Origin of the sequence: Streptomyces sp. HmicA12 (assembly GCF_000373565.1) — a bacterium.
In the GTDB taxonomy this organism is placed as follows: domain Bacteria; phylum Actinomycetota; class Actinomycetes; order Streptomycetales; family Streptomycetaceae; genus Streptomyces.
Genome location: NZ_KB891831.1, coordinates 553,813 through 576,791, shown reverse-complemented (window position 1 = coordinate 576,791; position 22,979 = coordinate 553,813). Strand labels below are relative to the sequence as shown.

23 protein-coding genes are annotated in these 22,979 nt (G+C 71.8%); 9 read left to right on the top strand and 14 right to left on the bottom strand.

Features of this window, described 5'->3' with window-relative positions; genetic code table 11:
- Nucleotides 1-143 precede the first annotated feature (143 nt).
- The 5 genes from B072_RS0132800 to B072_RS0132780 all read right to left on the bottom strand — a co-directional run bounded on the left by B072_RS0132800 (nt 144) and on the right by B072_RS0132780 (nt 3,886).
- Nucleotides 144-569: a GNAT family N-acetyltransferase gene (locus B072_RS0132800; RefSeq protein ID WP_018534212.1), complete on the bottom strand. Its 426-nt coding sequence runs from the start codon at nt 567-569 to the stop codon at nt 144-146.
- Between the two features lie 42 nt (nt 570-611).
- Complete coding sequence (locus tag B072_RS0132795) at nt 612-1,067, bottom strand: thioesterase family protein (RefSeq protein WP_018534211.1); 456 nt, start codon at nt 1,065-1,067, stop codon at nt 612-614.
- Nucleotides 1,064-2,029 carry a 3-hydroxyacyl-CoA dehydrogenase NAD-binding domain-containing protein gene (locus B072_RS0132790; RefSeq protein WP_018534210.1) on the bottom strand — a complete coding sequence of 322 codons (966 nt, stop codon included), beginning with the start codon at nt 2,027-2,029 and terminating at the stop codon, nt 1,064-1,066. Before B072_RS0132790 ends, B072_RS0132795 begins: the two co-directional genes overlap by 4 nt.
- Before the next feature lie 29 nt (nt 2,030-2,058).
- A complete protein-coding gene (locus B072_RS0132785; protein ID WP_018534209.1) occupies nt 2,059-2,946 on the bottom strand; it encodes a 3-keto-5-aminohexanoate cleavage protein in 888 nt (295 codons plus the stop codon).
- A 124-nt stretch (nt 2,947-3,070) separates the two neighbouring features.
- Nucleotides 3,071-3,886, bottom strand: coding sequence for an IclR family transcriptional regulator (locus tag B072_RS0132780; RefSeq protein WP_018534208.1), 816 nt, complete (start codon nt 3,884-3,886; stop codon nt 3,071-3,073).
- Between the two features lie 185 nt (nt 3,887-4,071).
- Between B072_RS0132780 and B072_RS0132775 the strand changes: the two genes are divergently transcribed.
- The 5 genes from B072_RS0132775 (at nt 4,072) to B072_RS0132755 (ending at nt 10,758) form a co-directional block, all read left to right on the top strand.
- Complete coding sequence (locus tag B072_RS0132775; protein ID WP_234018966.1) at nt 4,072-5,694, top strand: ABC transporter substrate-binding protein; 1,623 nt, start codon at nt 4,072-4,074, stop codon at nt 5,692-5,694.
- Complete coding sequence (locus tag B072_RS0132770; protein WP_018534206.1) at nt 5,687-6,715, top strand: ABC transporter permease; 1,029 nt, start codon at nt 5,687-5,689, stop codon at nt 6,713-6,715. Before B072_RS0132775 ends, B072_RS0132770 begins: the two co-directional genes overlap by 8 nt.
- Complete coding sequence (locus B072_RS0132765; protein WP_018534205.1) at nt 6,715-7,614, top strand: ABC transporter permease; 900 nt, start codon at nt 6,715-6,717, stop codon at nt 7,612-7,614. Before B072_RS0132770 ends, B072_RS0132765 begins: the two co-directional genes overlap by 1 nt.
- 235 nt (nt 7,615-7,849) lie before the next feature.
- Complete coding sequence (locus tag B072_RS0132760) at nt 7,850-9,649, top strand: ABC transporter ATP-binding protein (protein ID WP_018534204.1); 1,800 nt, start codon at nt 7,850-7,852, stop codon at nt 9,647-9,649.
- Nucleotides 9,649-10,758 carry a serine hydrolase domain-containing protein gene (locus B072_RS0132755; RefSeq protein WP_018534203.1) on the top strand — a complete coding sequence of 370 codons (1,110 nt, stop codon included), beginning with the start codon at nt 9,649-9,651 and terminating at the stop codon, nt 10,756-10,758. The genes B072_RS0132760 and B072_RS0132755 overlap by 1 nt, the downstream gene beginning before the upstream one ends.
- A gap of 20 nt (nt 10,759-10,778) precedes the next feature.
- Here B072_RS0132755 and B072_RS0132750 read toward each other — a convergent pair whose 3' ends face one another.
- The 3 genes from B072_RS0132750 to B072_RS0132740 are packed head-to-tail and all read right to left on the bottom strand — an operon-like array spanning nt 10,779 to nt 15,055.
- Nucleotides 10,779-11,648, bottom strand: a complete 870-nt coding sequence (locus B072_RS0132750; RefSeq protein WP_018534202.1) for an LLM class F420-dependent oxidoreductase — start codon at nt 11,646-11,648, stop codon at nt 10,779-10,781.
- Between the two features lie 51 nt (nt 11,649-11,699).
- A complete protein-coding gene (locus B072_RS0132745; RefSeq protein ID WP_018534201.1) occupies nt 11,700-14,264 on the bottom strand; it encodes an ABC transporter permease in 2,565 nt (854 codons plus the stop codon).
- 2 nt (nt 14,265-14,266) lie between these two features.
- A complete protein-coding gene (locus B072_RS0132740; RefSeq protein ID WP_018534200.1) occupies nt 14,267-15,055 on the bottom strand; it encodes an ABC transporter ATP-binding protein in 789 nt (262 codons plus the stop codon).
- A 105-nt stretch (nt 15,056-15,160) separates the two neighbouring features.
- On the opposite strand from B072_RS0132740, the gene B072_RS0132735 reads away from it, so the two are divergent.
- Nucleotides 15,161-15,400 carry a hypothetical protein gene (locus B072_RS0132735; RefSeq protein ID WP_018534199.1) on the top strand — a complete coding sequence of 80 codons (240 nt, stop codon included), beginning with the start codon at nt 15,161-15,163 and terminating at the stop codon, nt 15,398-15,400.
- 46 nt (nt 15,401-15,446) lie between these two features.
- On the top strand, nt 15,447-15,785 hold the full coding sequence (locus B072_RS0132730; protein ID WP_051127342.1) for a hypothetical protein: 339 nt from the start codon (nt 15,447-15,449) through the stop codon (nt 15,783-15,785).
- 3 nt (nt 15,786-15,788) lie between these two features.
- Here B072_RS0132730 and B072_RS0132725 read toward each other — a convergent pair whose 3' ends face one another.
- The 4 genes from B072_RS0132725 to bioB form a co-directional block, all read right to left on the bottom strand.
- Nucleotides 15,789-16,448 (bottom strand): class I SAM-dependent methyltransferase, encoded by a 660-nt coding sequence (locus B072_RS0132725; protein ID WP_018534197.1) that lies wholly within the window; start codon nt 16,446-16,448, stop codon nt 15,789-15,791.
- Nucleotides 16,449-16,626: 178 nt separating this feature from the next.
- Nucleotides 16,627-17,346: a dethiobiotin synthase gene (gene bioD, locus B072_RS0132720; protein ID WP_043245208.1), complete on the bottom strand. Its 720-nt coding sequence runs from the start codon at nt 17,344-17,346 to the stop codon at nt 16,627-16,629.
- Nucleotides 17,347-17,351: 5 nt separating this feature from the next.
- The gene (locus B072_RS0132715) at nt 17,352-18,629 is read right to left on the bottom strand and encodes an adenosylmethionine--8-amino-7-oxononanoate transaminase (RefSeq protein ID WP_018534195.1); all 1,278 of its coding nucleotides are present in this window, start codon (nt 18,627-18,629) and stop codon (nt 17,352-17,354) included.
- Nucleotides 18,622-19,761: a biotin synthase BioB gene (gene bioB / locus B072_RS0132710; protein WP_018534194.1), complete on the bottom strand. Its 1,140-nt coding sequence runs from the start codon at nt 19,759-19,761 to the stop codon at nt 18,622-18,624. Before bioB ends, B072_RS0132715 begins: the two co-directional genes overlap by 8 nt.
- Before the next feature lie 161 nt (nt 19,762-19,922).
- On the opposite strand from bioB, the gene B072_RS0132705 reads away from it, so the two are divergent.
- Nucleotides 19,923-21,107: an 8-amino-7-oxononanoate synthase gene (locus B072_RS0132705; protein WP_018534193.1), complete on the top strand. Its 1,185-nt coding sequence runs from the start codon at nt 19,923-19,925 to the stop codon at nt 21,105-21,107.
- On the opposite strand, the gene B072_RS0132700 is transcribed toward B072_RS0132705, so the two are convergent.
- Together B072_RS0132700 and B072_RS0132695 are read right to left on the bottom strand one after the other, a co-directional pair.
- Nucleotides 21,091-21,315, bottom strand: a complete 225-nt coding sequence (locus B072_RS0132700; RefSeq protein WP_018534192.1) for a DUF397 domain-containing protein — start codon at nt 21,313-21,315, stop codon at nt 21,091-21,093. The genes B072_RS0132705 and B072_RS0132700 overlap by 17 nt on opposite strands.
- A 67-nt stretch (nt 21,316-21,382) precedes the next feature.
- Nucleotides 21,383-22,234, bottom strand: coding sequence for a helix-turn-helix domain-containing protein (locus tag B072_RS0132695; RefSeq protein ID WP_018534191.1), 852 nt, complete (start codon nt 22,232-22,234; stop codon nt 21,383-21,385).
- Between the two features lie 284 nt (nt 22,235-22,518).
- Between B072_RS0132695 and B072_RS0132690 the strand changes: the two genes are divergently transcribed.
- Nucleotides 22,519-22,977 (top strand): ATP-binding protein, encoded by a 459-nt coding sequence (locus B072_RS0132690; protein ID WP_018534190.1) that lies wholly within the window; start codon nt 22,519-22,521, stop codon nt 22,975-22,977.
- The last annotated feature ends 2 nt before the right edge of the window (nt 22,978-22,979 follow it).

Genomic DNA, 22,979 nt, shown 5'->3' with positions numbered 1-22,979 from the left:
CCAGGGGCGGGACGGGCGCGCGATCTCGGGGACCACGCAGGGGGAATGACCTGGTACTGGGGGGCTCGCCCATGGGTGGACGCTCACACCTTTCGCAGTGGAGTTCGAGTGACACGCCCATAGTAAAGGATCGGCAAAGCGGCCTAGGCGGTCAGCGGCTTGACCCAGCGGCTCCACTGCGGTTCGGGCGCGTAACCGGCGGCCTTCCATGCCTGGTGCGCCCGCTCGTTGCGGTCCAGGACCATCGCGTCGCCGCGCCGGCCGCCGAGGGCGACGAACCGCTCCTCGGCGGCGGCCAGCAGGGCCGAGCCGATGCCCTGCCGTCGCGCGTCCGGATGCACGGCGAGCCGGTACAGATGGCACCGCCAGCCGTCGAACCCGGCGATCACCGTCCCCACCAGCTCCCCGTCCCGCTCGGCGAGCAGCAGCGCCTCGGGGTCGCGCGCGACCAGGCGTTCCACCCCCGTGCGGTCGTCGCTGATGCTCGTGCCCTCGGCGGACACCTTCCAGAAGGCGAGCACGGCGTCGAGATCGGCGGGGACGGCGGACCGGATACGTAGATCACTCATGGCCCGAGCCAACCAGGCGGCGCGCGAGCCCGGCAATCGATTTCAGGGGCCGGTGACCGACCGCCCCGCCCACTGCGGCGGCGCCTCCGCCAGGGCGGCGAACCGCTCCCGCACGGCGTCGGGGAAGGGGACCGCGCGGCCCGCCTCCTGGTCGACGTGCAGGGCGAGCAGCTCGATGGTGGCGACGGGCTCCGGATCGTCGGCGCCGATGGACATCTCGTGCGTGAACCGCGCCTTCTTTCCGGCCGCGCCGAGCACGCGCGTGCGCACGGTGAGCGCGGCCCCCTCCGGCACGTCGCGCAGATAGCGGACGTGCGACTCGACCGTGTACAGGGAGCAGCCGGTGCGCTCGCGGTAGGCGGCGTCGAGTCCCGTGCCGTCCATCAGGGCGTCCGTCGCGTACCCGAAGACGAGGACGTAGAACGCCTCGCTCATGTGGCCGTTGTAGTCGATCCACTCGGGTCGCACGCTCGTGTGGAACAGGGGCGGTCCGCTCATGCGTCACCCGTCCCGTTGCCGGGGAGGCGGCCCGTGGCGCGCAGGACGGCGATGACGTCCCGGTCGCGCGCGGCGACCAGGTCGGCGATGCTGCGCCCGTCGGCCGCGTCGTCGCAGCCGGAGACGACCCCGTCGTACAGCTCCTTGTCCAGCTCAGGGGCCTCGAGCCGGGTCCACGGGGACTTCAGGGACGGCCCGAAGTGGTCGAGCATGTGGGCCATGCCGCCCTCGCCGCCCGCGAGCGCGAACGTCAGCATCGGGCCCATGACCGCCCAGCGCAGGCCGGGGCCCTCGGTGATGGACCGGTCGATGTCGGCGACCGTCGCCTCGCCGTTCGCGACCATGTGCAGGGCCTCGCGCCACAGGGCCTCCTGGAGGCGGTTGGCGATGAAACCGGGTACCTCGCGGTCCATGGTGATGACGGACTTGCCCGCGATCTCGTAGAACCGGGACGCCCAGCGCACGGCTTCGGGGTCGGTGTGCTCGCCGCCGACCACCTCGACGAGCGGGATGAGGTACGGCGGATTGAAGGGATGGCCGACGACGAGACGGCCGGGGGTGGCCGCCTCCGTCTGCATGTCGGTCATCGGGTAGCCGGAGGTGGAGGACGCGATCACGACCCCGGCGGGCGTTGCGGCGTCCAGCTTCGCCAGCAGTTCGCGCTTGAGGTCGAGTTTCTCGGGCGCGCTCTCCTGGACGAACTCGGCCTCGGCCACGGCCTGTTCGAGCGTCGGAGCGACCGTCAGGCGGTCCGGCGACGCGTCCGGGGCGAGTCCGAGCTGGACGAGAGCGGGCCAGGCCGCGTCGACGAGCCGCCGCAGCCTGGCCTCGGCGTCGGGCGCCGGGTCCCAGGCGGTGACGTCGTAGCCGCGGGCGAGGAAGTGGGCGACCCAGCCGCCGCCGATCACTCCGGCGCCGACGCAGGCGACACGGCGTACGTCCTCGGGGGAGGTCTTCTTCAAGGAAGGCTCCTTGTGTGGGGGGTGGGTGCTCAACCGCGGGGCTTCAGGCCGAGCTTGAGACGGGCCTCGTCGGGGGAGGCGACCCGTGCGCCCATCGCCTCGACGAGGGTCACGGCGCGCTCGACGAGCTGGGCGTTGGTGGCCTTCACGCCCTTGCCGAGGTACAGGTTGTCCTCCAGGCCGACGCGTACGTGCCCGCCGAGCAGCACCGACTGGGCCACCCACGGCATCTGCATCCGGCCGAGCGCGAAGCTGGCCCACTGGGCGCCCTCGGGGAGCATGTGCACCATCGACTGGAGCACCCCGGGGTCGGCGGGCGCGCCCCACGGGACACCCATGCACAGCTGGAAGACGGTCGGATCGTCGAGCAGGCCCTCGGCGAGCAACTGCTTGGCGAACCACAGGTGTCCGGTGTCGAAGATCTCCAACTCCGGCCGCACGCCCAGCTCCTGGATGCGCTTGGCCCCGGCCCGCAGCATGTCGGGCGTGGAGATGTAGAGGTTGGAGCCGTCCCCGAAGTTCAGCGAGCCGCAGTCCAACGTGCAGATGTCGGGCAGCAGTTGCTCGACGTGGGGGAGTCGTTCGAGGCCGCCGACGAGGTCGGTGCCCGGCAGCTGCCGCAGCGGTTCGTCCGGGTCGACGACCAGGTCGCCGCCCATCCCCGCGGTGAGGTTGATGACGACGTCGGTGCCGGTCTCCTTGATGCGCTCGACGACCTCGCGGTACAGCCGCGGATCGCGCGAGGGCGCCCCGGTCTCCGGATCGCGTACGTGGATGTGGACCGCGGCGGCACCGGCCTCGGCGGCCTGTACCGCGGAGGCGGCGATCTGCTCGGGGGTGACGGGGACGTGCGGACTCTTGCGCACGGTGTCACCCGCGCCGGTCAGGGCGCAGGTGATGATGACGTCCTGGTTCATGGTCGCGGTTCCTCTCGGGCGGTCGGGACGTCACGACCGTAGCCGCGGAACGGCGACCGGCTCAAGGTCTCGTTTCATGATGCGAGCGGGGGCTGCACAAAATGAACACGCGTGATGGTGTGGTTCAGAGCGTCTGCGCCGCCCGCGCGATCTCCTCCGCCGCGGCCTGCGCGAGCGGTCCGAGCGTCGCGAACCGGGACTCCGGGACCCGGTCCTGCGGTCCCCAGATGCTGACCACCGCGAAGGGCCGGCCGCGGCTGTCGAGCACCGGCGCCGAGACCCCGTACAGGCTGCGCTCCATCTCGCCCACGCAGACGCTGTATCCGCGCTCGCGGGTCCGCTCCAACTCGGCGCGCAGCCGCGTCCGGTCGGTGGTCGTCGTGTCCGTGAACGCGTCCAGCCGTCCGCCGAGCAGTGCCTCGCCCTCCTCCTCGGGCAGCCAGGCGAGCAGCGCCTTCCCGGTGGACGTGGCGTGCAACGGCACCTGCCGGCCCAGCCACTTGGCGGCGAGCACGACCGGGGGCGTGACCTCGTCGACGTAGGTGAGGCCGAGTTGCTGTGCCACGGCGAGGTTCGCGGTCTCGCCGGTCTGCTCGCTGACCCGGCGCAGCGTGCCGTGCGCGCGGCGGATCAGCCCGTCGTACCCGGCGACCGACGCCATCCGGGCCACCTCGAAGCCGATCGTGTAGCGGTTGGTGACGGGGCTGCGCTCCACGAGGCCGAACCGCTCCATCGTCGACAGGAGTCGCCAGGCCGTCGCGCGATTCAGATCACAGCGGGCGGCCAGATTCGTGGCGGTTTCGCCCTCCGGCGCGCTGTCGGCGGTCGCCTGCAGCAAAGTGATCGCGCGCTCCAGCGACTGCACCTTGCCCGAGCTGCTGCCACCCTCGCTGACCTGCGCTGATTCACCACTGTCCGCGGTGCGCCGTGCGTTCGACATACGTATCTGTTCCTCGGTTCTCTCTCGCGGTTCTCAACTGGGGGGATTACGCGTGTCCATTGGGGGCAGGAGCGCTGGCGCACGGCCTGCGACCTGGATCTTCCCCACTTGACCTCCATGACGGCCGTCCCTATGTTCTCAGCATCCGAACGGCCATCGCGCCATGTGAACGTATCGAACGTCTTATGACCTGGAGGCGAGGCCAGACCATGCCCGACAGTGTTTCTCCGCCCGGCGATTCTTCCCGGGCACGTCCCCGCGGCCTGAGCCGCAGGGACGTGCTGCGCGGCAGCGCCCTGCTGGCCGGCGCGGTGCCGGCCGCGGGCCTGCTGTCCGCCTGTTCGCGGCCCAGCGTCGCGGCGTCGAACGGGAAGCCGCAGCGCGGCGGCGTACTGCGCGTCGGTGTCAGCGGCGGCAGCGCCAAGGACAGCCTGGACCCGCACAGTCCGCTGACCTACCCGGACCAGTCGCGCGTGGTGAACCTCTTCGAACCGCTCTTCACGCACGACGCCGACTACCGCATCCGGCCGATGCTCGCCGAGTCCGTCGAAGCGTCCAAGGACGGCAAGACCTGGGTGGTGAAGCTGCGTTCGGGGATCGAGTTCCACAACGGCAAGACGCTCGATGCCAACGATGTCATCGCGACCCTGCGCCGGGTCGTCGACCCCAAGGCACCGACCGCGGGCGCGGGCAGCCTCGCGATGCTGGACGCGAAGGCCCTCAAGCGCGAGAACGCCACCACGGTGCGGATCCCGCTGAAGACCCCGTACGCCCTGTTCGAGGACCTGCTCGCGCAGTACACGCTCGGGATCATCCCGGAGGACTTCGACCTCAAGAAGCCCGTCGGCACCGGGCCGTTCGTCTTCAAGTCCTTCGCCCCCGGCGACCGGTCCACCTTCACCCGCTTCGCCGACTACTGGCGACGGCCCGCGTACGTCGACGAGGTGCACATCCTCGACTTCCCCGACGACACCGCGAAGATCAACGCGCTGCTGAGCCGGCAGCTCGACGCCATCGACAATCTCCCGCCGGCCTACATCGAGATGATCAAGAACCAGGGCGGGCAGGTGCTGATCTCCAAGACCGGCTCCTGGAGCCCGATCACGATGCGCGTCGACACCCCGCCCTTCAAGGACGCCCGGGTGCGGCAGGCCTTCCGGCTCATCGTCGACCGCCCGCAGATGGTCGACCAGGTCCTCGGCGGCCAGGGCCGCGTCGGCAACGACATGTACTCGCCGCTCGACCCCGCCTACGCGAGCGGACTCCCGCAGCGCCACCAGGACTTGGGGCAGGCCAGGTCCCTGCTGAAGGCGGCCGGACACGAAGGGCTGAGCGTCGAGCTCGTCACCTCCACCGGCATCGGCGCGGGCTCCATCGAGGCGGCCCAGCTCTTCGCCCAGCAGGCCAAGGGCGCCGGGGTCAAGGTCAACGTCCGCATCACCGACTCGGCGACCTTCTACGGCGACCGCTACCTGAGCTGGCCGTTCGCCCAGGACTACTGGATCACCCGGAACTACGTCCCGCAGGTGGACTCCGGCTCCCTGAAGACCTCCCCGTACAACGAAACCCACTGGAACGATCCGGAGTTCACCAGCCTCATGACCCGGGCCCGCAGCGAATTCGACGCCGACAAACGCAAGGACCTCCTCCAGGCCGCCCAGAAGATCGAGTACGAGCGCGGCGGACACATAGTCTGGGGGTTCAAGAACCAGGTCGACGCCTACGCGGCCAACGTCACCGGGTTCACCCCGAACCCCAACCTGCCGCTGTCCAACTACGAGTTCCGCAATGTCTCGGTCAGTGGCTGAGCCGGCGGCGGTTCCCGCGACGGACGGTTCCAGGCCGACCCGTCGCGACGACGCCCCCGCTCCCGCACGCACCTGGACCCTGTGGGCACTGCGCCGCGTCGGCATGGCGGCCCTCACCCTCTGGCTGATCTCGCTGCTGGTCTTCACCGCCACCCATCTGCTCGGCGACCCGGCCCAGGCCATCCTCGGCCGCTCGGCGACGCCCGAACGCCTGGCCGCGCTCCGCGACCAGCTCGGCCTCGACGAATCGCCCGTGCACCAGTACTTCTCCTGGCTCGGCTCCGTGCTCACCGGCGACTTCGGCACCTCCCTGGCCACCAAGGGCCCGGTCTCCGCCCTCATCGGCGGCAAGATCGTCAACAGTGCCGTGCTGGTCGGCATCTCCGCCGTCATCATCGCGCCGCTCTCGGCCCTCGTCGCGCTCTACTCGGCGCGCCGCCGCGACCGCGCCGCCGACCACGTCATCCAGGTCGCGCTGCTCGGCACCGCCGCACTCCCCGAGTTCGTGATCGGCATCCTCCTGGTCACCCTCTTCTCGACGGTCGTCTTCACCTGGCTGCCGTCGGTCGCGGTCTCCTGGAGCGGCAGCCCCTGGTCCGACCCGGTCGTCATGATCCTGCCGGTGGCGACCCTCACCCTCGCCGTCGTCCCGTACGTCGCCCGGATCCTGCGGGCCAGCCTCATCGAGGTCCTGGAGAGCGACTACGTGGAGATGGCCCGCCTCAAGGGCGTCCCCGAGCGCAGGGCCGTCGCCCGCCACGCGCTGGGCAACGCCGTCGTCCCCGCCATCCAGGTCATGGCCCTCCAGCTCGCCTGGCTGGCCGGGGGAGTCGTGGTCGTGGAGAGCCTGTTCCTCTACCCGGGCATCGGTACGGCCCTGGTCGACGCCGTACGCAACCGCGACGTCCCGGTGATCCAGGCGCTCGCCCTGCTCATCGCCGCCGTGTACGTCGTGGTCAACCTGATCGCGGACGTCCTGACCATCCTGGTGACACCCAAACTCCGGACGGGGGTGCGGTGATGGCCACCGCTGTGCTCGACACGAAGACCGGGGCGACCGGAGCCGATCCGGCCGCCCGCCGCCCCCGGCTGCGCGGGGCGCTCGCCTCCGGCCGCACCTGGGTCGGCATCGTGCTCACCGTCGCCATCGTGGGGATCGCCTTCCTCGGCCCGCTGTTCTCCCCGCACGGCGAGAACGACATCGTCGGCGCCCCCTACTCGGACTCCGCGCCCGGCGCGCTCCTCGGCACCGACTACCTCGGCCAGGACGTGTGGAGCCGGCTGCTCGCGGGCGGCAACTGGGTCGTCGTCACCGCCGTGTCGGCGACCGTGCTCGGCATGGTGCTCGGCGTCGCGGCCGGGCTCGTCGCCGGGTACGCGCGCGGCTGGCTCGACGAGGTGATCATGCGGGTCTGCGACGTGATCCTGGCCTTCCCGCAGATCGTGCTCGTCCTGGTCCTGCTCTCCGTGGCGGGCCCCAAGCGCTGGCTGGTCGTCCTGGTCGTCGGCGTCTCGCACGCACCGCGCGTCGCCCGCCTCACCCGGGGTATGACGACGGGCCTCGCGACCCGCGAGTTCGTCCAGTCCGCGGAGGCGCTGGGCGAGAAGCGCACCCGCATCCTCTTCCGCGAGCTGCTGCCGAACATGTCGGCGCCGCTCCTCGCCGAACTCGGCCTGCGCCTCACCTACTCGGTCGGCCTGGTCGCCTCCATCGGCTTCCTCGGCTTCGCCTCCGACCCCAGCGCCGCGGACTGGGGCCTGATGATCAACGAGAACCGGCTGGCGCTCGCGGTGCAGCCGTGGGCGATCCTCGCGCCGGTCGTCGCCATCGCGGTGCTCGCTCTGGGGACCAATCTGATCGCCGACGGGATCGCGCGGGCCGCCGCGGGCGCCGATGGCGGTAAGGGGGGCGGGGCGTGAGGGGTTTCGTCGCCGGGTGCGGGTTCGTCGTGGCTGGTCGCGCAGTTCCCCGCTCCCCTGAGGCGAGCTTCGCTCGCCCAGGGGAAGGCTGCGCGCAGCGCATGCCTTCAGGGGCGCGGGGCTGTATCGATATGCGGCTCCGCCGCGGGGCGCGAGAAGCCCCACCGGCCCGCAGCCCGCACACCACACCAACCCGGCAGCCGGGGTCGGCCCCCGCAACCGAGGGAGCCACCTCATGAACCCCGCGATCACCATCACCGACCTGCGCGTAGTCCTGGGCCGCACCGGCCCCGACGTCGTCGACGACATCGCCTTCGACGTCGCCGCCGGCGAGATCCTCGCCCTGGTCGGGGAGTCCGGCAGCGGCAAGACCACCATCGCGACCGCACTGCTCGCGCACACCCGGCGCGGCGCCCGCGTCGACGCCGGCGAGGTCGTGCTCGACGGGCGCGAACTGCTCGGCGCCCCGCCGGCGGAGGCCCGTAGGCGCCGCGGATCCGAGGTCGCCTACGTCCCCCAGGACCCGGCCGCCTCCCTCAACCCCGTGATGCGCGTCGGCAGCCAGATCCGTGAGGTCCTCGACGTCCACCACGCGGGCACCCCGGCCGAGCGCGACGCCCGCGTCCGCGAGGTGCTCGCCGAGGTCGCCCTGCCCGACGACGACGCCTTCCTGCGGCGTTACCCGCACCAGCTCTCCGGCGGACAACTCCAGCGCGTCGGCATCGCCATGGCGTTCGCGCTGCGCCCCAAGGTCCTCGTCCTCGACGAGCCGACGACCGGCCTAGACGTCACCACCCAGGCCCATGTCCTCGCCACAGTCCGGGAGTTGTGCGCCCGCCACGACGTCGCCGCCGTGTACGTCACCCACGACCTCTCCGTCGTCGGCGAGTTCGCGCACCGGGTCGCCGTGATGTACGCGGGCCGCATCGTCGAGATCGGCCCGCGCGAGACCGTCTTCGCGACGCCCTCGCACCCGTACACCCGCGCCCTGCTCGCCGCCGTCCCCAGCGTCAACGAGGCCCGCGTGCTCACCGGCATCCCCGGCAGCACCCCCTCGCCGGGCCGCCGCCCCACCGGCTGCCGGTTCCGCGACCGGTGCGACTTCGCCGAGGCCGCGTGCGCGGAGGGGGAGCCCGAGCTGGTGCCCGTCACCGACAGCGAGGTGCGCGCCCGCTGCCGCCGCATCGACCACGTCCGCACCCGGCCGCTCACGTACACCGTGGCCGCCCCGGCCGGCACGGAACGCCCCGAACCCGTCCTCACCGTCAGGGACTTGACCGCCGGCTACGGGTCCCGGCAGATCCTGCACGGCATCGACCTGGACGTCGGCCGCAACGAATGCGTGGCCGTCGTCGGCCAGTCCGGCAGCGGCAAGTCCACCCTCTCGCGGGCCATCGGCGGACTGCACGACGAGTGGACCGGCGCCGTGACCTTCCAGGGCGAGCCCGTACCGGCCGGCGCCCGGCACCGCAGCCGCGAGCTGCGCAAGGCCGTCCAGTACGTCTTCCAGAACCCCTACCTGGCCCTCAACCCCCGGATGACGGTCGGCAAGATCATCCGTCGGCCCCTGGAGTTGTTCGGCCTGGCCAAGGGCGCCGCCGCCACCGAGCGCGTCCACGAACTCCTCGCCCAGGTCATGCTCTCGCCCGGAGTCCACGACCTGCGCCCGGACCGGCTCTCCGGCGGCGAACGCCAGCGCGTCGCCATCGCCCGCGCCCTGGCCTGCGAGCCCGAGCTGCTGATCTGCGACGAGGTGACCTCCGCGCTAGACGTCTCCGTGCAGGCGTCGATCGTGACCCTGCTCGACGACCTGCGCACGAGCCGTGGCCTGTCGATGCTGTTCGTCACCCACAACCTCGCCCTCGTCCGCTCCCTCGCGACCCGGGTGGCCGTCCTCTCGGACGGCAGGATCGTCGAGGAGGGGCCGACCGCCGCCGTACTGGACCACCCCTCGGACCCGTACACCCGGCAGCTGCTCTCGGACACGCCGGGCCGGTCCGACGGCGCCCCCGAACTCGTAGGAGAAGACGCCTGATGCCCACCGCCACCCGAGCCACCCCCGACGTCGAGTCGCTCCGCGAACCGCAGCGCTGGTTCCCCTGCACCACCGAGATCCCGCGGGCCGTCGCCCCCACGCCCTGGCCGCGCGCCGAACGCCCGCTCGCCGCCCGCGTCACCGGCGCCGGGCGGACCATGGACCTCGACGAGTTCCTCGACGTCACGTACACGACGTCGCTCGTCGTGATCGCGGACGGCACCCTCGTCCACGAGCGCTACTTCCACGACGTCGGACCCGAGGACCGGCTGCTCGGCAACTCGGCGACCAAATCCGCTCTCGCTCTCCTGGTCGGCGACATCCCGGACCTGGACGTCGACGCGCCCGCCCGCACCTTCGTCCCCGAACTCGACGACCAGGCCTGCGGCTACCGGGATGTGACGATCCGTCACCTTCTCGCGATGACCACCGGCGTGGACTGGGCCGAGGACCACCGCGACCCGGAATCACCCGCCGCGCGTCTGATCGCCCCGGTCCGCGAGGGCAAGGGCAGCCTCCGCGAGCACCTGCTGCGCGTTCCGCCGGGGCGGACGCCGGGCACCTCGTTCACGTACTGCACCGCCGACTCGCTCGTCCTCGACTGGGTCCGGGAACGCGCCACAGGGCTCGACTTCACCACGCACCTCTCCCGCCTGTGGCAGGCCGTCGGCGCCGAACACCCGGCCGTCGTCGGCCACGATCCGCACGGCGTCGCCATGGCCGGCGGCTCGCTCGCGGCGACGGCCCGCGACTGGGCGCGCCTCGGATGGCTGCAGATCGACGGGCAGTGGGGCGGACGCACCCTGGCCCGACAGGAGTGGACCGACGCGTCGAGCCGCCCTGGGGAGCCTTTCCTGCATCCCGGCCGACTGCCCACCACGATCACCACCCACGCCGGGTTCGGCTACCACTGGTGGCCGCTGGACGACTCCGGCCGGCGGGTCACCGCGGACGGCATGCGCGGCCAGTTCGTGTACGCCGACCGGGACCGCCGCGTCGTGGTCGTCAAGACGTCGGCCTGGCCGCACGGCGACGCCTGGGCGGACATGCAGTACCGCGACCTCTGCTACCTGGCGCTGCCCGCGATCGCCGAGGCCGTGACCGGCTGAGCCCTTCCGGCCCGGGGCGGTCAGCGGCCGCGCAGCTCCTCGACGACCGGGGCGAAGGCCTCGAAGTACGGCTCCAGCACGGTGATGTACGAGAATCCGTACCGCTCCCGTGCGGCCAAGAGCTGTGCGGTGATCTCCTCGACCGTCCCCACCAGCAGGAGCGGCGATGCGAGCAGGTCCTGCTCGGTGAGGTGCGGTGTGTGCCGCAGCCACGGCCGGACGGCGGCGCCCCGGTCCTCGGTGACGGCCACCAGCTGCACCAGTAGATTCAGTTCGGCCGCCTCCGCCCGGTCCGCGGCGAACTTGCGGTACGCGGCGACGCGGCCCTCGATCTCGTCGGCGGTCAGCGGCACCAGACCGCCCGCGTTGTCCGGGGCGGGCCGGGCCCCGGTGAACGCCGCGATGTCCGCGTGCGCGGCGGTGACGCGCAGCATCCGGTCGCCGTTGCCGCCGATCAGGAGCGGCGGCCGCGGCCCCTGTTCCGGTGAAGCGAGCTGCCGGTCCAACTCCGCGATCGTGCGCTCCAGCCGGTCGACCCGGGTGCCCGGGGTGCCCCATTCCACCCCGGCCTGCTCGAACTCCTCCCGTACGTATCCGGTGCCGAGCCCGAGCTCCAGGCGGCCGCCGGTCAGCGCGTTGGCGGTCGTCACCTCGCGGGCCAGCAGCACCGGGTTCCAGAAAGCGCAGTTGAGGACGAACGTGCCGACGTTCGGCCGGGTCGTCGCCTCCGCCGCCGCGACGAGCGCGGGGAACGGCGACGGCGTCCCCAGATGGTCCGGGACCAGGATCACGTCGTAGCCCAGGTCCTCCGCCCGGCGGCACTTGGCACGCCACGCGTCGCCGGGATCGGGGCCGACCATGTTGACGCCGAAACGGAACGGACGAGTCATGCCGAACTCTCCTCACTGTGCGGCTGCTTGACGGTCCACGCGGTCGTCCCCTCACTCGTGCGCGATCGCCGCCAGTACGTTCATGCGCGACGCCCGCAACGCCGGGAGCAGCGCCGCGGCGAGTCCCACGAGCACCGAGCCGACCACCACCGCGACGATCGTCGACCAGGGGATCGCGAGCGCCGTCATGCCTTCGAGCGCCAGCACCTGGTGCGCGGCCACGCCCCACACCAGGCCGAGCGCGAGTCCGAGGACGGCGCCGAAGACGGCGATCACCACCGACTCCAGCCGGATCATGCGCCGCAACTGCCGCCGCGCGAGGCCGATCGCCCGCAGCAGCCCGATCTCGCGGGTGCGCTCCACGACCGACAGGGCAAGGGTGTTGACCACGCCGAGCACCGCGATCACGATCGCGAGGCCGAGCAGCGCGTACACGAGATACAGCAGCACGGCGATCTGATCGTGGATCAGCTCCTTGTAGTCGGACTGGTCACGCACCTGCACCTGCGGGTACGGGTCGAGCGTCTCGTCGAGGCGGGCGCGCAGCGTGTCGGGCGAGGTGCCGGACGCCGCGTTCACGTAGACCGCCGAGTCCTGGCCGCCGGGCACGTACCTCAAAAGCGTCGACATCCCCATGTAGAAGCCGCCCTGCAGACCGAAGCTGTTGCCCTCCTGGTCGGTCAGGGCGCCCACGGTGAGATCGGCGCGGCGCCCGCCGGGGAACTCCACCGGCAGCACACTGCCCACGCGCGCGCCGTGGTCGTCGGCGAACTCCTTCTGGAGCGCGATGCGCCCGGGCGCGAGCGCCTGTGCGGTGCCTCCCGCCTCGTACGTCACGTGTCCGACGTCGTCGAGGCGCGCGCCCCAACCGGCGGCGGTCGTCTCGACGCGCTCGCCGTCCGGCATCCGCACGGCGAGCGCCGTGAACCGCTGCCGTACGACGAGACCGACGCCGTCCGTGTCCCGGATCTTCTCGGTGACCTCCCGCGGGAACGGTACGAAGTTGGCGTTCTGCACGGTGAAGTCGGCGCCCAGCGTCCGGTCGATCTGTTCGTCGAACGACTTGCTCATGGACGCGCTCGCCACCGACATGCCCGCGACCAGGGCGAGCCCGACCATCAGGGCCGCCGCGGTGGCGCCGGTGCGGCGCGGGTTGCGCAGGGCGTTGCGCTGGCTCATCCGGCCGACCGAGCCGAACACGGCGGGGAACGCGGCACCGAGGACGCGGACGACCGGGCGCACGAGCAGCGGCCCCGCGATGACCATCGCGATCAGGGTGAGGACGATGCCGAGACCGAGCAGCGAACCGGCCGTTCCTGTCCGCGTGGACACCGCGCACCCGACGAGCGCCGCCGCGCCGGCCGCCCCGACCAGCATGCCGAGCACGGCCCGTACCCGGAGCGGCCGCCCCACGCCCGCGATCTCCGCGTCGGCGAGCGCGGCCATGGGGGAGACCCGGGCCGCCCGCCGCGACGGCAGATACGCGGCGACGAACGTCACCCCGACACCCACCACGAACGCCGCGACCGGAGTGCCCCAACCCACGACCATCTCCGTGGACTTGAGGTTCATCCCGAAGACGCCCATCAGCTTGATGAGGCCCGCCGCCAGCCCGACGCCGAGCCCGAACCCGACCGCGGAGCTGACGAGCCCGAGCAGCACCGCCTCGGTCAGCACGGAGCGCCGCACCTGCCGCCGGTCCGCGCCGAGCGCCCGCAGCAGCCCCAGCTCCCGGGTCCGCTGGGCGATGAGCATCGAGAACGTGTTGACGATGAGGAAGACGCCGACGAGCACGGCGATCCCCGCGAACCCGAGCATCACGTACTTGATGACGTCGAGGAACCCGCCCAGGTCCTCGGCCGCGGACTTCGCGTCCTCGTCCGCCGTCTTCAACTCGTACGTGGAGCCGAGCCGTTGGGCGATGCGCTGCTTGAGGACGGCGTCGCTGACGCCGGGCGCCGCGTCCACCGAGACGCTGGTGGCCCGTCCGGTGCCGCCGAGCAGCCTGCGCTGGGCGGTCCTGGTGTCGAGGAAGACGAGGGCCGCGCCCGGGTTGGTCGTGCGGAACGTGGCGATGCCGACGACCTCGACCCGGAACGATCCGGGCCGGGCGAGGACGCGCAGCGTGTCCCCGATCCGTACGTCCTTCTTGTCGGCGGTGTCCGCGTCGAGCAGCGCCTCGCCGTCGCCGCGCGGTGCGTGCCCCGAGGTCAGCCGGACCGGACTGCGGTCGGTGGGCTCCCAGTTGGTGGCGATGGTGGGGGCCCCGGTGGTCGGTCCCACCGAGTCGTTGTGCCGGTCGACGACGGTGATGTTCTCGACCCCGGCGTCGAGCTGCGTCCCGGCGACCCCATCGACACCTTCGACCCGAGCGGCGACCGACGCCGGCAGCGTCCGCACCTCGCCCGACGGGACGGCCTCGTCGAAGTCGTCCTCCTTCGGGCTCACCCGGACATCCGCCGACGTCGAGGCGAAGAGCCGGTCGAAGGTGCGCGCCACCGTGTCCGAGAAGATCAGACTGCCCGCGACGAACGCCACCGACAGCACGACGGCGAGCGCGGACAGGACCAGGCGTCCCTTGTGCGCGAGGAAACTCCGTAACGTCGCCTTCAGCATGGCTACTTCCGCAGGTCGGGGAGGTCGGAGGCGGCGCCGCGCACCACGTCGAACCGCTTCATGCGCTCCAGGACGGTGTCCGCGGTCGGCTCCCGCATCTCGTCCACGAGGCGCCCGTCACCGAGGAAGAGCACGAGGTCGGCGTGGGCGGCGGCGCCCGGGTCGTGGGTCACCATCACCACGGTCTGCCCCAGCTCGTCGACGGCCTCGCGCAGGAACCCGAGCACCTCGAGACCCGCCCGCGAGTCCAGGTTCCCCGTCGGTTCGTCGGCGAAGATCAGCTCGGGCCGCGCCGCCAACGCCCGCGCGCACGCGACGCGTTGCTGCTGCCCGCCCGACAGCTGAGCGGGCCGGTGCTTCAGCCGGTCCCGCAGCCCCAGGGTCTCGATGACCCGCTCCAGCCACTCCCGGTCCGGGGCCTTGCCCGCGATGTCCATCGGCAGCGTGATGTTCTCGGCGGCGTTCAGCGTGGGAATGAGATTGAAGGACTGGAACATGAAGCCCACGCGATCGCGCCGCAGCCGCGTCAGCTCCCGCTCCTTGAGCCCCGTGATCTCCGTATTCCCCAGCCACACCTGCCCGGCCGACACCGTGTCGAGCCCGGCGAGGCAGTGCATGAGCGTGGACTTCCCCGAGCCGGAGGGCCCCATCACCGCCGTGAACCGCCCCTTGGCGATGTCCACGTCCACGGCGTCGAGCGCCAGTACCTGGGTCTCTCCGGATCCGTACGCCTTCGTCAGGCCCCTGGCCCGCGCGGCGACCACATCCGTGACCACATCCGCATCGCCCACCCCAACTCCCTTGCATGGAAGGTCAGTTGTTCATCGGACCGGCTACGAGGATAGCGGGACGGGCGGGTCTTGCGGGTGCTAGCTGACCGACGCTAGCGTGGCGCCATGGCGAAGACCCAGCTGAACGTGCGGGTGGACGCGGACACCGCCCGCGCCGCCCGCGAGCGGGCCCTGGCCCGCGGCATGAGCGTGAACCGCTACATCGAGGAACTGGTGCGGCGGGACGCGGGCGAGCAGGGGCGCGCGTTCGTCGACGCGGCGGCCGACTTCATGCAGCGGTACGAGGCCGTGTTCGCCGAGGAGTTCGGCGTCGACGCGGAAGGCCGGCGCCGCCCCGTTGAGTGACGAGAGCGGCTCCCCGCACTTCACGGTCGACCTCGCCTGGCTGCTCATGGTCGCCGAGCGCAAGACCCCCGGCGACCCGCAGGTCACCGACTGGGGCGCTCTCGTGGCGGCCGTCTCCCGGCACTCCGCGCGGATACTCGACCTGCCGGTCTACGACACCCCGCAGGCCCGCGCCGCCGCCCTGCTCCAACTCCTGATCCACGTACCGGCGTTGGAACGCTCGAACGCGATGTACGCCACCGCCGTGGCCTACGCCTACCTGGTCGCGAGCGGGGTGCGCGTGGCGACGTCACCGGAACAGGTCAGGGAACTCGCGCGCCTGGTGAAGAGCGGCAGCGCGAGCGTCCACGACATCGAGAAGGAACTGCGCCGCTGGACCCAGTGACGCCTACGGCCGACGGGCGGTGCCGAGCACGCAGTACGAACTGGGCAGCCGCGGCCCGCGCTCCGGCATCAACAGCTCCCGGTGCTCCCCGAGCTCGAACCCGGCGCCGCGCAGGGCGCCCACCGCGTCCCGTCCCACGTGACACCCGCCGAAGAGCAGCGGCCACACGGTCCGGTCGAGCCCGGCCTGCGCGGTCCGCATCGCCCGTCCCGGGGCCCGGCCGTGCTCGAAGAACCGCACCTCGCCGCCGGGCCGCACCACACGCCGCACCTCGCGCAAGGCCCGCGCCACATCCCGCACGCTGCACAGGACGATGCAGAGCACGACGGCGTCGTACCCCTCGCTCTTCACCGGCAGCGCCTCCGCCGCCCCCGGCACCACGTCCACCGGCACCTCGGCCCGCTGCGCCGCCTCGACCGCCAACTGCCGCAACGCACGCTCCGGTTCGATCGCGACGACCTCGGAGACGGTGCCCGGGTAGTACCCGAAATTCAGTCCGTTCCCCGCCCCGACCTCCAGCACTCTGCCCGACAGACCGCTGAGCAACTCCCGCCGCACCGGCGCCATGACGGGCTCCGCCCGTTCACTCAACCGTGTGTAGAACCGCGCGAACACGGGATGCCGCACGACGTCCCCCGCCGCCTTCCGAGGCCGTCCGACCATGGCGCCTCCTCAGCCTTAGAACTCCTAGACGGAGTGTGCCCCCGCAGGGGGCGCGGGGAACTGCGCGACAAGCCCCCATGGAGTGGCAGACGAAACGAAACCCGTGGGGGCCCGGGGGCGAGGCCCCCGGTTCCGGGACGGGACGGGGAGGAGGGGGCGACCTCGAAGACCTCGGCCCTCACGCCCCCCACTGTCGAGCGAACCGCCCCCCGTCCCACACCCCACCCAGCTCGGGCGCGACCCACCCCCCGGCAGCCTCCCGGAACTCCGCGACCCCGAGCCCCCCGGCCCCCGCCGGCACCGCCCCCACCAACCCGGCCCCGGCGACCCGCGGCAGATCCCCCACATTGCACCGCTCCGCGAGCCCCGGCTCCCCGGGCCAGCTCCCGATGACCACACCGGCGCACGACAACCCCCGAGCCCGCAGCGCCTCCGCGGTCAACTGCACGGAGTTCAGCGTCCCCAACCCTGCCTGCGCCACCACGAGCACCGGCGCCCCCAGCAGCCGCGCCGCGTCCGCCAGCGTGGACCCCTCGGCGTCGAAGTGCACGAGCAACCCGCCCGCACCCTCGACCAGCACCAGATCGTGCGAGGCGGCCAGCTTGCCGACCGCTTCGGCGACCTGCGCGGGCCGCACGGGGGCGAGACCGGCCCGCGCCGCGGCCGTGCCCGGCGCGAGCGGCTCCGGATACCGGCCCAGCTCAAGGCCGGTCACCCGGTCCCCGGCCAGCCGCACCACCTCGTCGACGTCCCCGGGTTCCCCCGGCGCGACGCCGGTCTGCGCCGGCTTGAGCACCGCCACCGAGCGTCCGGCCCGGACCGCGACCGCGGCCAGTGCCGCGGTCGTCACCGTCTTGCCGATCTCGGTCCCGGTCCCGGTGACCACGAGCACCGTCATGTCCCTCACCCCTCCCGCGCGGCGGCGCACACCGCACGCCCGATCCGCGCCAGATCCTCGTCACCGGTGACGTACGGCGGCATGGTGTACACGAGATCCCGGAAGGGCCGCACCCACACCCCCTCGGCCACCGCGGCGCGCGTGGCCGCGGCCACATCCACCTCGTGGTCCAGCTGCACGACACCGATGGCGCCGAGAACGCGTACGTCACGAACTCCCGGCAGATCGAGAGCAGGTGACAGTCCGTCACGCAGTCCGGCCTCGATCCGCTTCACCTCACCGCGCCAGTCCTGCCCGAGCAGTAGATCGATGGAGGCGCAGGCCACGGCCGAGGCCAGGGGATTGCCCATGAAGGTGGGCCCGTGCGCGAGCACCGGCACCTCGCCGCGCGAGATCCCCTCGGCCACCCGCGCCGTGCACAGGGTCGCGGCCAGCGTCAGGTACCCACCGGTGAGCGCCTTCCCGACACACATCACGTCCGGCGTCACCGCCGCGTGCTCGGCGGCGAACAACGCCCCCGTCCGCCCGAACCCCGTCGCGATCTCGTCGAACACGAGCAGCACGTCATGCGCGTCGCACGCCTCCCGCAGCACCCGCAGATACGCGGGGGAGTGGAACCGCATCCCGCCCGCGCCCTGCACCACCGGCTCGACGATCACGGCCGCCAGCTCGTGCGCGTGCCGCCCGATCAGCTCCCGCAGATGCTCCGCGTACGACTCCTCGTACGCGCTCGGCGGCGCGTCCGCGAAGACCTGCCGCTGCAGCACCCCGGCCCACAGCCCGTGCATCCCGCCCTCGGGGTCGCACACCGACATCGGCTGCCAGGTGTCCCCGTGGTAGCCGCCGCGCCAGGTCAGCATCCGCTGCTTCTCGGGCCGGCCGAGCGAGCGCCAGTACTGCAGACACATCTTCAGCGCGACCTCGACGGACACCGACCCCGAATCGGCCAGGAACACGTGCTCCAGACCGTCCGGCGACAGCTCGACGAGTCGCTGCGCGAGCCGCACGGCCGGCTCGTGGGTGAGCCCGCCGAACATCACGTGGCTCATGCGCTCCAGCTGGCCGTGCGCCGCCTCGTTCAGCACGGGGTGGTTGTAGCCGTGGATCGCCGACCACCACGACGACATCCCGTCCACCAGCTCGCCGTGGCCGGCGACCCGCAGCCGCACCCCGGCCGCCGACTCGACGACCAGGGGCGGCTGCCGGCCCGGCATGGGCCCGTACGGGTGCCAGACGTGCCGGCGATCCAGATCGAGCAGTTCCTCGATGCGCGGCTCAGGCATTGGGGGCGAGATCCGTCCCCGCGCCCCGGCGGCGAACGGCGACCAGATCGGTGCGTGCCTCGGGCACCTCCTCGGCGGCGCCGGCGGGCGCCTCGTCGGAGGAGCAGACGGAGCCGCATCCACCGCCCGCACGATGCTCGGGCAGCGTGACCTGGTCGGTGCCCTCCACCTCGAAGCCGGCGTCCGCGATCATGTCCAGGTCCGCCTTGCCGGCCTGGCCCTCACTGGTCAGGTAGTCGCCCAGGAAGATGGAGTTGGCGATGTGCAGGGCCAGCGGCTGCATCGAGCGCAGATGCACCTCGCGCCCGCCCGCGATCCGCACCTCGACGTCCGGGCACACGAACCGGACCATGGCCAGGATCCGCAGGCAGCGCTGCGGCGTCAGGTTCCACTCCTTGGCCAGCGGCGTCCCCTCGAAGGGGATCAGGAAGTTGACCGGGACCGAGTCCGGGTCGAGCTCGCGCAGCCCGAAGACGACATCGACCAGGTCCGCGTCGCTCTCGCCCATGCCGGCGATCAGCCCCGAGCACGCCGACAGACCGGCCGCGTGCGCCTTCTGCACGGTGTCGACCCGGTCGGCGTAGGTGTGCGTCGTGGTGATGTCGCCGTACGTCGCCTCGGACGTGTTCAGGTTGTGGTTGTACGCGTCGGCGCCCGCCCCGCGCAGCCGCTCCGCCTGCCCGTCGGAGAGCAGGCCGAGACAGGCGCAGACCTCGACGCCCTCGTTCTGCGTCTTGATCGCGTCGATGGTCTTCGCGACGCGGTCGACGTCCTTGTCCGTGGGGCCGCGCCCGCTCGCCACCAGGCAGACCCGCTTGGCGCCGCCCGCGACCCCGGCGGCGGCCGCCTGCGACGCCTCGTCGGGCTTCAGCCACGTGTACTTGAGGATCTCCGCCTTGGAGCCGAGTCGCTGGGAACAGTACGAGCAATCCTCCGGGCACAGGCCCGACTTGAGATTCACCAGATAGTTGAGTTTCACCCGCCGCCCGAACCACTGGCGGCGTACTTTGCCGGCCGCGGCCACCACGTCGAGCAGTTCGTCGTCCGACGTCGCCAATACGGCGAGCGCCTCTTCACGGCTCGGCACCTCGCGCCGAAGCCCCTTGTCCACCAGCGTGTTCAGCAGGTCCATGGGGCCTGATCCTGGCTCATCGGGGCGTCCGAGGGAAAGGAGACTTCAGACAAAGGACGGCGCTCGGCGTGTGGGTATTGCCACACCCTGGGCCGGTGGCGAGGCGACTAATGTCTGTGCATTACCTACAAAGAGCGGCCGTCATGCAATCAGAGGGAGTCATGGCCCCAGAGCACCGCACCCCCGCCCCCGCCCAAGCCTTCGGCTGGCTCGGCGAGCAGCGCCGCGCCCGCGAGGCCGCCGGACTCGTGCGCACCCTGCGCCCCCGTCCCGCCGACTCCCCGCTGCTGGACCTGGCGAGCAACGACTACCTGGGCCTGGCCCGGCACCCCGAGGTCGTGGCGGGCGCCGCGGAGGCCGCCCGGCGCTGGGGCGGCGGCGCCACCGGCTCGCGGCTGGTCACCGGCACCACCGAGCTGCACACCGAGCTGGAGCGGGAACTCGCGGAGTTCTGCGGATTCGAGTCGGCGCTCGTGCTGTCGTCGGGATACGCGGCGAACCTCGCGGCCGTCACGGCGCTCGCCCCGCACGGCTCGCTGATCGTCTCCGACGCGGCCAACCACGCTTCCCTGATCGACGGTTGCCGCCTGGCCCGCGCCACCACGCAGGTCGTGCCGCACGCCGACCCGGAGGCCGTCCGCAAGGCACTCGGCACGCACGAAGGACCGGCCGTGGTGGTCTCCGACACGGTCTTCTCCGTCGACGGTGATCAGGCACCACTGTCCCAACTGGCTTCGGTGGCACGGGAGTTCGGGGCCGGGCTGATCGTCGACGACGCGCACGGCCTGGGTGTCCTGGGCGCGGGCGGACGCGGCGCCCCGCACGCGGCGGGCCTCGCCGGCGCGCCCGACACGGTCGCCACGGTGACCCTCTCGAAGTCCTTCGGCAGCCAGGGCGGCGCGGTCCTCGGCCCGGCGCCCGTCATCGAGCATCTCGTCAACGCGGCCCGTACGTTCATCTTCGACACCGGTCTGGCGCCGGCGGCCGTCGGCGCCGCACTCGGCGCACTGCGACTGTTGCGCCGCGACCCCGGGCGGGCGGCACGGGCCCGCGAGGTCGCGGCGACGCTGCATCAACTCCTCACGGATGAAGGGCTGTCGGCCGTCCGTCCGGACGCTGCGGTCGTCTCGGTGCGCGCCCCCTCGCCCGACGATGCGGTGAGCTGGGCCGCGGCGTGCCGGAGGGCCGGCCTCGTGGTGGGCTGTTTCCGTCCGCCGTCCGTACCGGACGGCGTCTCACGGCTGCGGCTGACCGCCCGCGCCGACCTCACCGACGAGCAACTCGCCGAGGCCGTCCAGGTGATCAGCCGCACCGCACCTCAGGCCGCTGTCACCGAAGAGAGGTGAGGAAGCCTTCCCAGGCGCGGGAGGTGAACAGCACGGCGGGGCCCGCCGTGTTCTTGGAATCACGGACGGCCATCAGGCCGGCCGTGGACCCCGAGGGCAAGGGGGCCGCCTCGACGCAGTTGTTGGCGCCGGTGCTGCGGCTGCTGCGCCGCCACCGTGCGCCGTTCAGCGACGTACTGTCGGGCACGTACCGAGGCAGTGCATTCATGGTGCCTCCTTGACGCAGTGCCGGGCCACGACGGGGCGTCGGCGACCCCGCCGGCATGGCGTCCGGCTTATCCGGCGATCTGGGCGATGAACTCCAACGAGTCCTCGGGCGAGAGGGCGTGGAGCAGAAGAGCGTCGAAGGCGTCCGTGTACGCCTTGAGGTCTTCTTTCCGCTCGAGGTAGAGGCTACTCGTCAAATGGTCGAGAACAACCACATCCAGATCAGTTGTGTTCGGAAATGAGAACACAACGAAAGGGCCGGTGAGGCCTATGTGACCACCTGCTGAGAAAGGAAGCACCTGAATTCGGACATGCGGCATCCGGGCCGCCGCGGCCAAATGTGCCAACTGCCTTTGCAGAATGCCGTTTCCACCCACCTCACGACGGAGCACCGCTTCGTCGAGCACCGCGGTCAACTGCAGCGGCGTCTGCGACCGCAGCACCTCCTGGCGCGCCAGCCGCACCTCCACCAGTGCCTCGATGTGCTGCTCCGAGGTGCCGTCGAGAACCGAGCGCGTCACCGCGTACGCGTACTCCGGTGTCTGCAGCAGCCCCGGGATCACCGTGGTCTCCAGCGTGCGGATCCGGCACGCCTGCGACTCCAGGCTGATGAAGTCGCGGTAGGTCGGCGGCAACAGGCCGCGGTACGCGTGCCACCAGTGATGGCCGCCGATGTCCTCCGCGCCCGCCAACGCCACGACGAGTTCGCGGAGTTGGGTGTCCTTCGTCTCGAACGCGTCGAGCAGACGCAGGACGTCCGACGCCTTCACGCCACTGCGCCCCGTCTCGATCCGGCTCACCTTCGACTGATGCCATCCGACGAGGCGCGCCGCCTCGCCACTGGTGAGTCCGGCCCGGACGCGCAGGGCACGCAGTTCGGCACCGAGTTTGCGGCGACGTACCGCGGGACCGTACTTCATACTGACTCCTCGTGGACCTCGGGCCGCATGGCCGTTCTCCCTCACGGCTCATCGGGGACGGCTCCAGGGCAGACGGTAGAGGAAGTGGCGTGCGCGCGCCCAAATACGTTCTACCGTCGCAGAGTTCACCGCTTCGAGCGACAGATATATGCATATCTTGGGGGATCGCCACCACAGGAGCCTGTACAAGTGGCAGTCTGGCGCGAAGCAGCGGCCGGGGCCGGTACGTGAGCGATCCGCGGCGGGCGGACAAGTGACCCCGGCGGGAAAGGGACGACGTCGTCATGGCCGACCACCTGGAAGCATCCGTCACACTGCCGAGCGATCCCGCCTCGGTCTCCGCGGCCCGTAGGTACGTGAGCAACGTCCTGAGGGAGTGGGGCATGCCCGGTGACACCGACGCCGCCGACACCGTCCGCCTGATCGTCTCCGAACTCGCGACGAACGCGGTGCAGCACACCCTCGGGCAGTCACCCACCTTCACCGTCGACGTGGAGCTCGAACGGGACGAGCGACTGCGGATCGGCGTCACCGACAGCCACCCCCGCTACCCCAGGCGACTGCCCGCCGCCGTCCAGCAGGACAACGGGCGCGGCATGGTCATCATCCGCTGCCTCACCGCGGAGTGCGGCGGCAGACTCTCGGTCAGCCCGACCCCCGAGGGCGGCAAGACCGTGTGGATCGCGCTGCCCTGGAACGCCCCCGTCGTCGAGGGCAACGGACGCCCCGCGTCAGCCGTCTGAGA

Bases quoted from the DNA above. Each gene is read 5' to 3' on its own strand.
- B072_RS0132775 (WP_234018966.1), top strand. From the start codon at position 4,072: ATGACCTGGAGGCGAGGCCAGACCATGCCCGACAGTGTTTCTCCGCCC.
- B072_RS0132735 (WP_018534199.1), top strand. From the start codon at position 15,161: ATGGCGAAGACCCAGCTGAACGTGCGGGTGGACGCGGACACCGCCCGC.
- B072_RS0132690 (WP_018534190.1), top strand. From the start codon at position 22,519: ATGGCCGACCACCTGGAAGCATCCGTCACACTGCCGAGCGATCCCGCC.
- B072_RS0132755 (WP_018534203.1), top strand. From the start codon at position 9,649: ATGCCCACCGCCACCCGAGCCACCCCCGACGTCGAGTCGCTCCGCGAA.
- B072_RS0132750 (WP_018534202.1), bottom strand. From the start codon at position 11,648: ATGACTCGTCCGTTCCGTTTCGGCGTCAACATGGTCGGCCCCGATCCC.
- B072_RS0132725 (WP_018534197.1), bottom strand. From the start codon at position 16,448: ATGGTCGGACGGCCTCGGAAGGCGGCGGGGGACGTCGTGCGGCATCCC.
- bioB (WP_018534194.1), bottom strand. From the start codon at position 19,761: ATGGACCTGCTGAACACGCTGGTGGACAAGGGGCTTCGGCGCGAGGTG.
- B072_RS0132745 (WP_018534201.1), bottom strand. From the start codon at position 14,264: ATGCTGAAGGCGACGTTACGGAGTTTCCTCGCGCACAAGGGACGCCTG.
- bioD (WP_043245208.1), bottom strand. From the start codon at position 17,346: ATGACGGTGCTCGTGGTCACCGGGACCGGGACCGAGATCGGCAAGACG.
- B072_RS0132795 (WP_018534211.1), bottom strand. From the start codon at position 1,067: ATGAGCGGACCGCCCCTGTTCCACACGAGCGTGCGACCCGAGTGGATC.
- B072_RS0132785 (WP_018534209.1), bottom strand. From the start codon at position 2,946: ATGAACCAGGACGTCATCATCACCTGCGCCCTGACCGGCGCGGGTGAC.
- B072_RS0132715 (WP_018534195.1), bottom strand. From the start codon at position 18,629: ATGCCTGAGCCGCGCATCGAGGAACTGCTCGATCTGGATCGCCGGCAC.
- B072_RS0132700 (WP_018534192.1), bottom strand. From the start codon at position 21,315: ATGAATGCACTGCCTCGGTACGTGCCCGACAGTACGTCGCTGAACGGC.
- B072_RS0132705 (WP_018534193.1), top strand. From the start codon at position 19,923: ATGGCCCCAGAGCACCGCACCCCCGCCCCCGCCCAAGCCTTCGGCTGG.
- B072_RS0132765 (WP_018534205.1), top strand. From the start codon at position 6,715: ATGGCCACCGCTGTGCTCGACACGAAGACCGGGGCGACCGGAGCCGAT.
- B072_RS0132760 (WP_018534204.1), top strand. From the start codon at position 7,850: ATGAACCCCGCGATCACCATCACCGACCTGCGCGTAGTCCTGGGCCGC.
- B072_RS0132780 (WP_018534208.1), bottom strand. From the start codon at position 3,886: ATGTCGAACGCACGGCGCACCGCGGACAGTGGTGAATCAGCGCAGGTC.
- B072_RS0132730 (WP_051127342.1), top strand. From the start codon at position 15,447: ATGGTCGCCGAGCGCAAGACCCCCGGCGACCCGCAGGTCACCGACTGG.
- B072_RS0132695 (WP_018534191.1), bottom strand. From the start codon at position 22,234: ATGAAGTACGGTCCCGCGGTACGTCGCCGCAAACTCGGTGCCGAACTG.
- B072_RS0132800 (WP_018534212.1), bottom strand. From the start codon at position 569: ATGAGTGATCTACGTATCCGGTCCGCCGTCCCCGCCGATCTCGACGCC.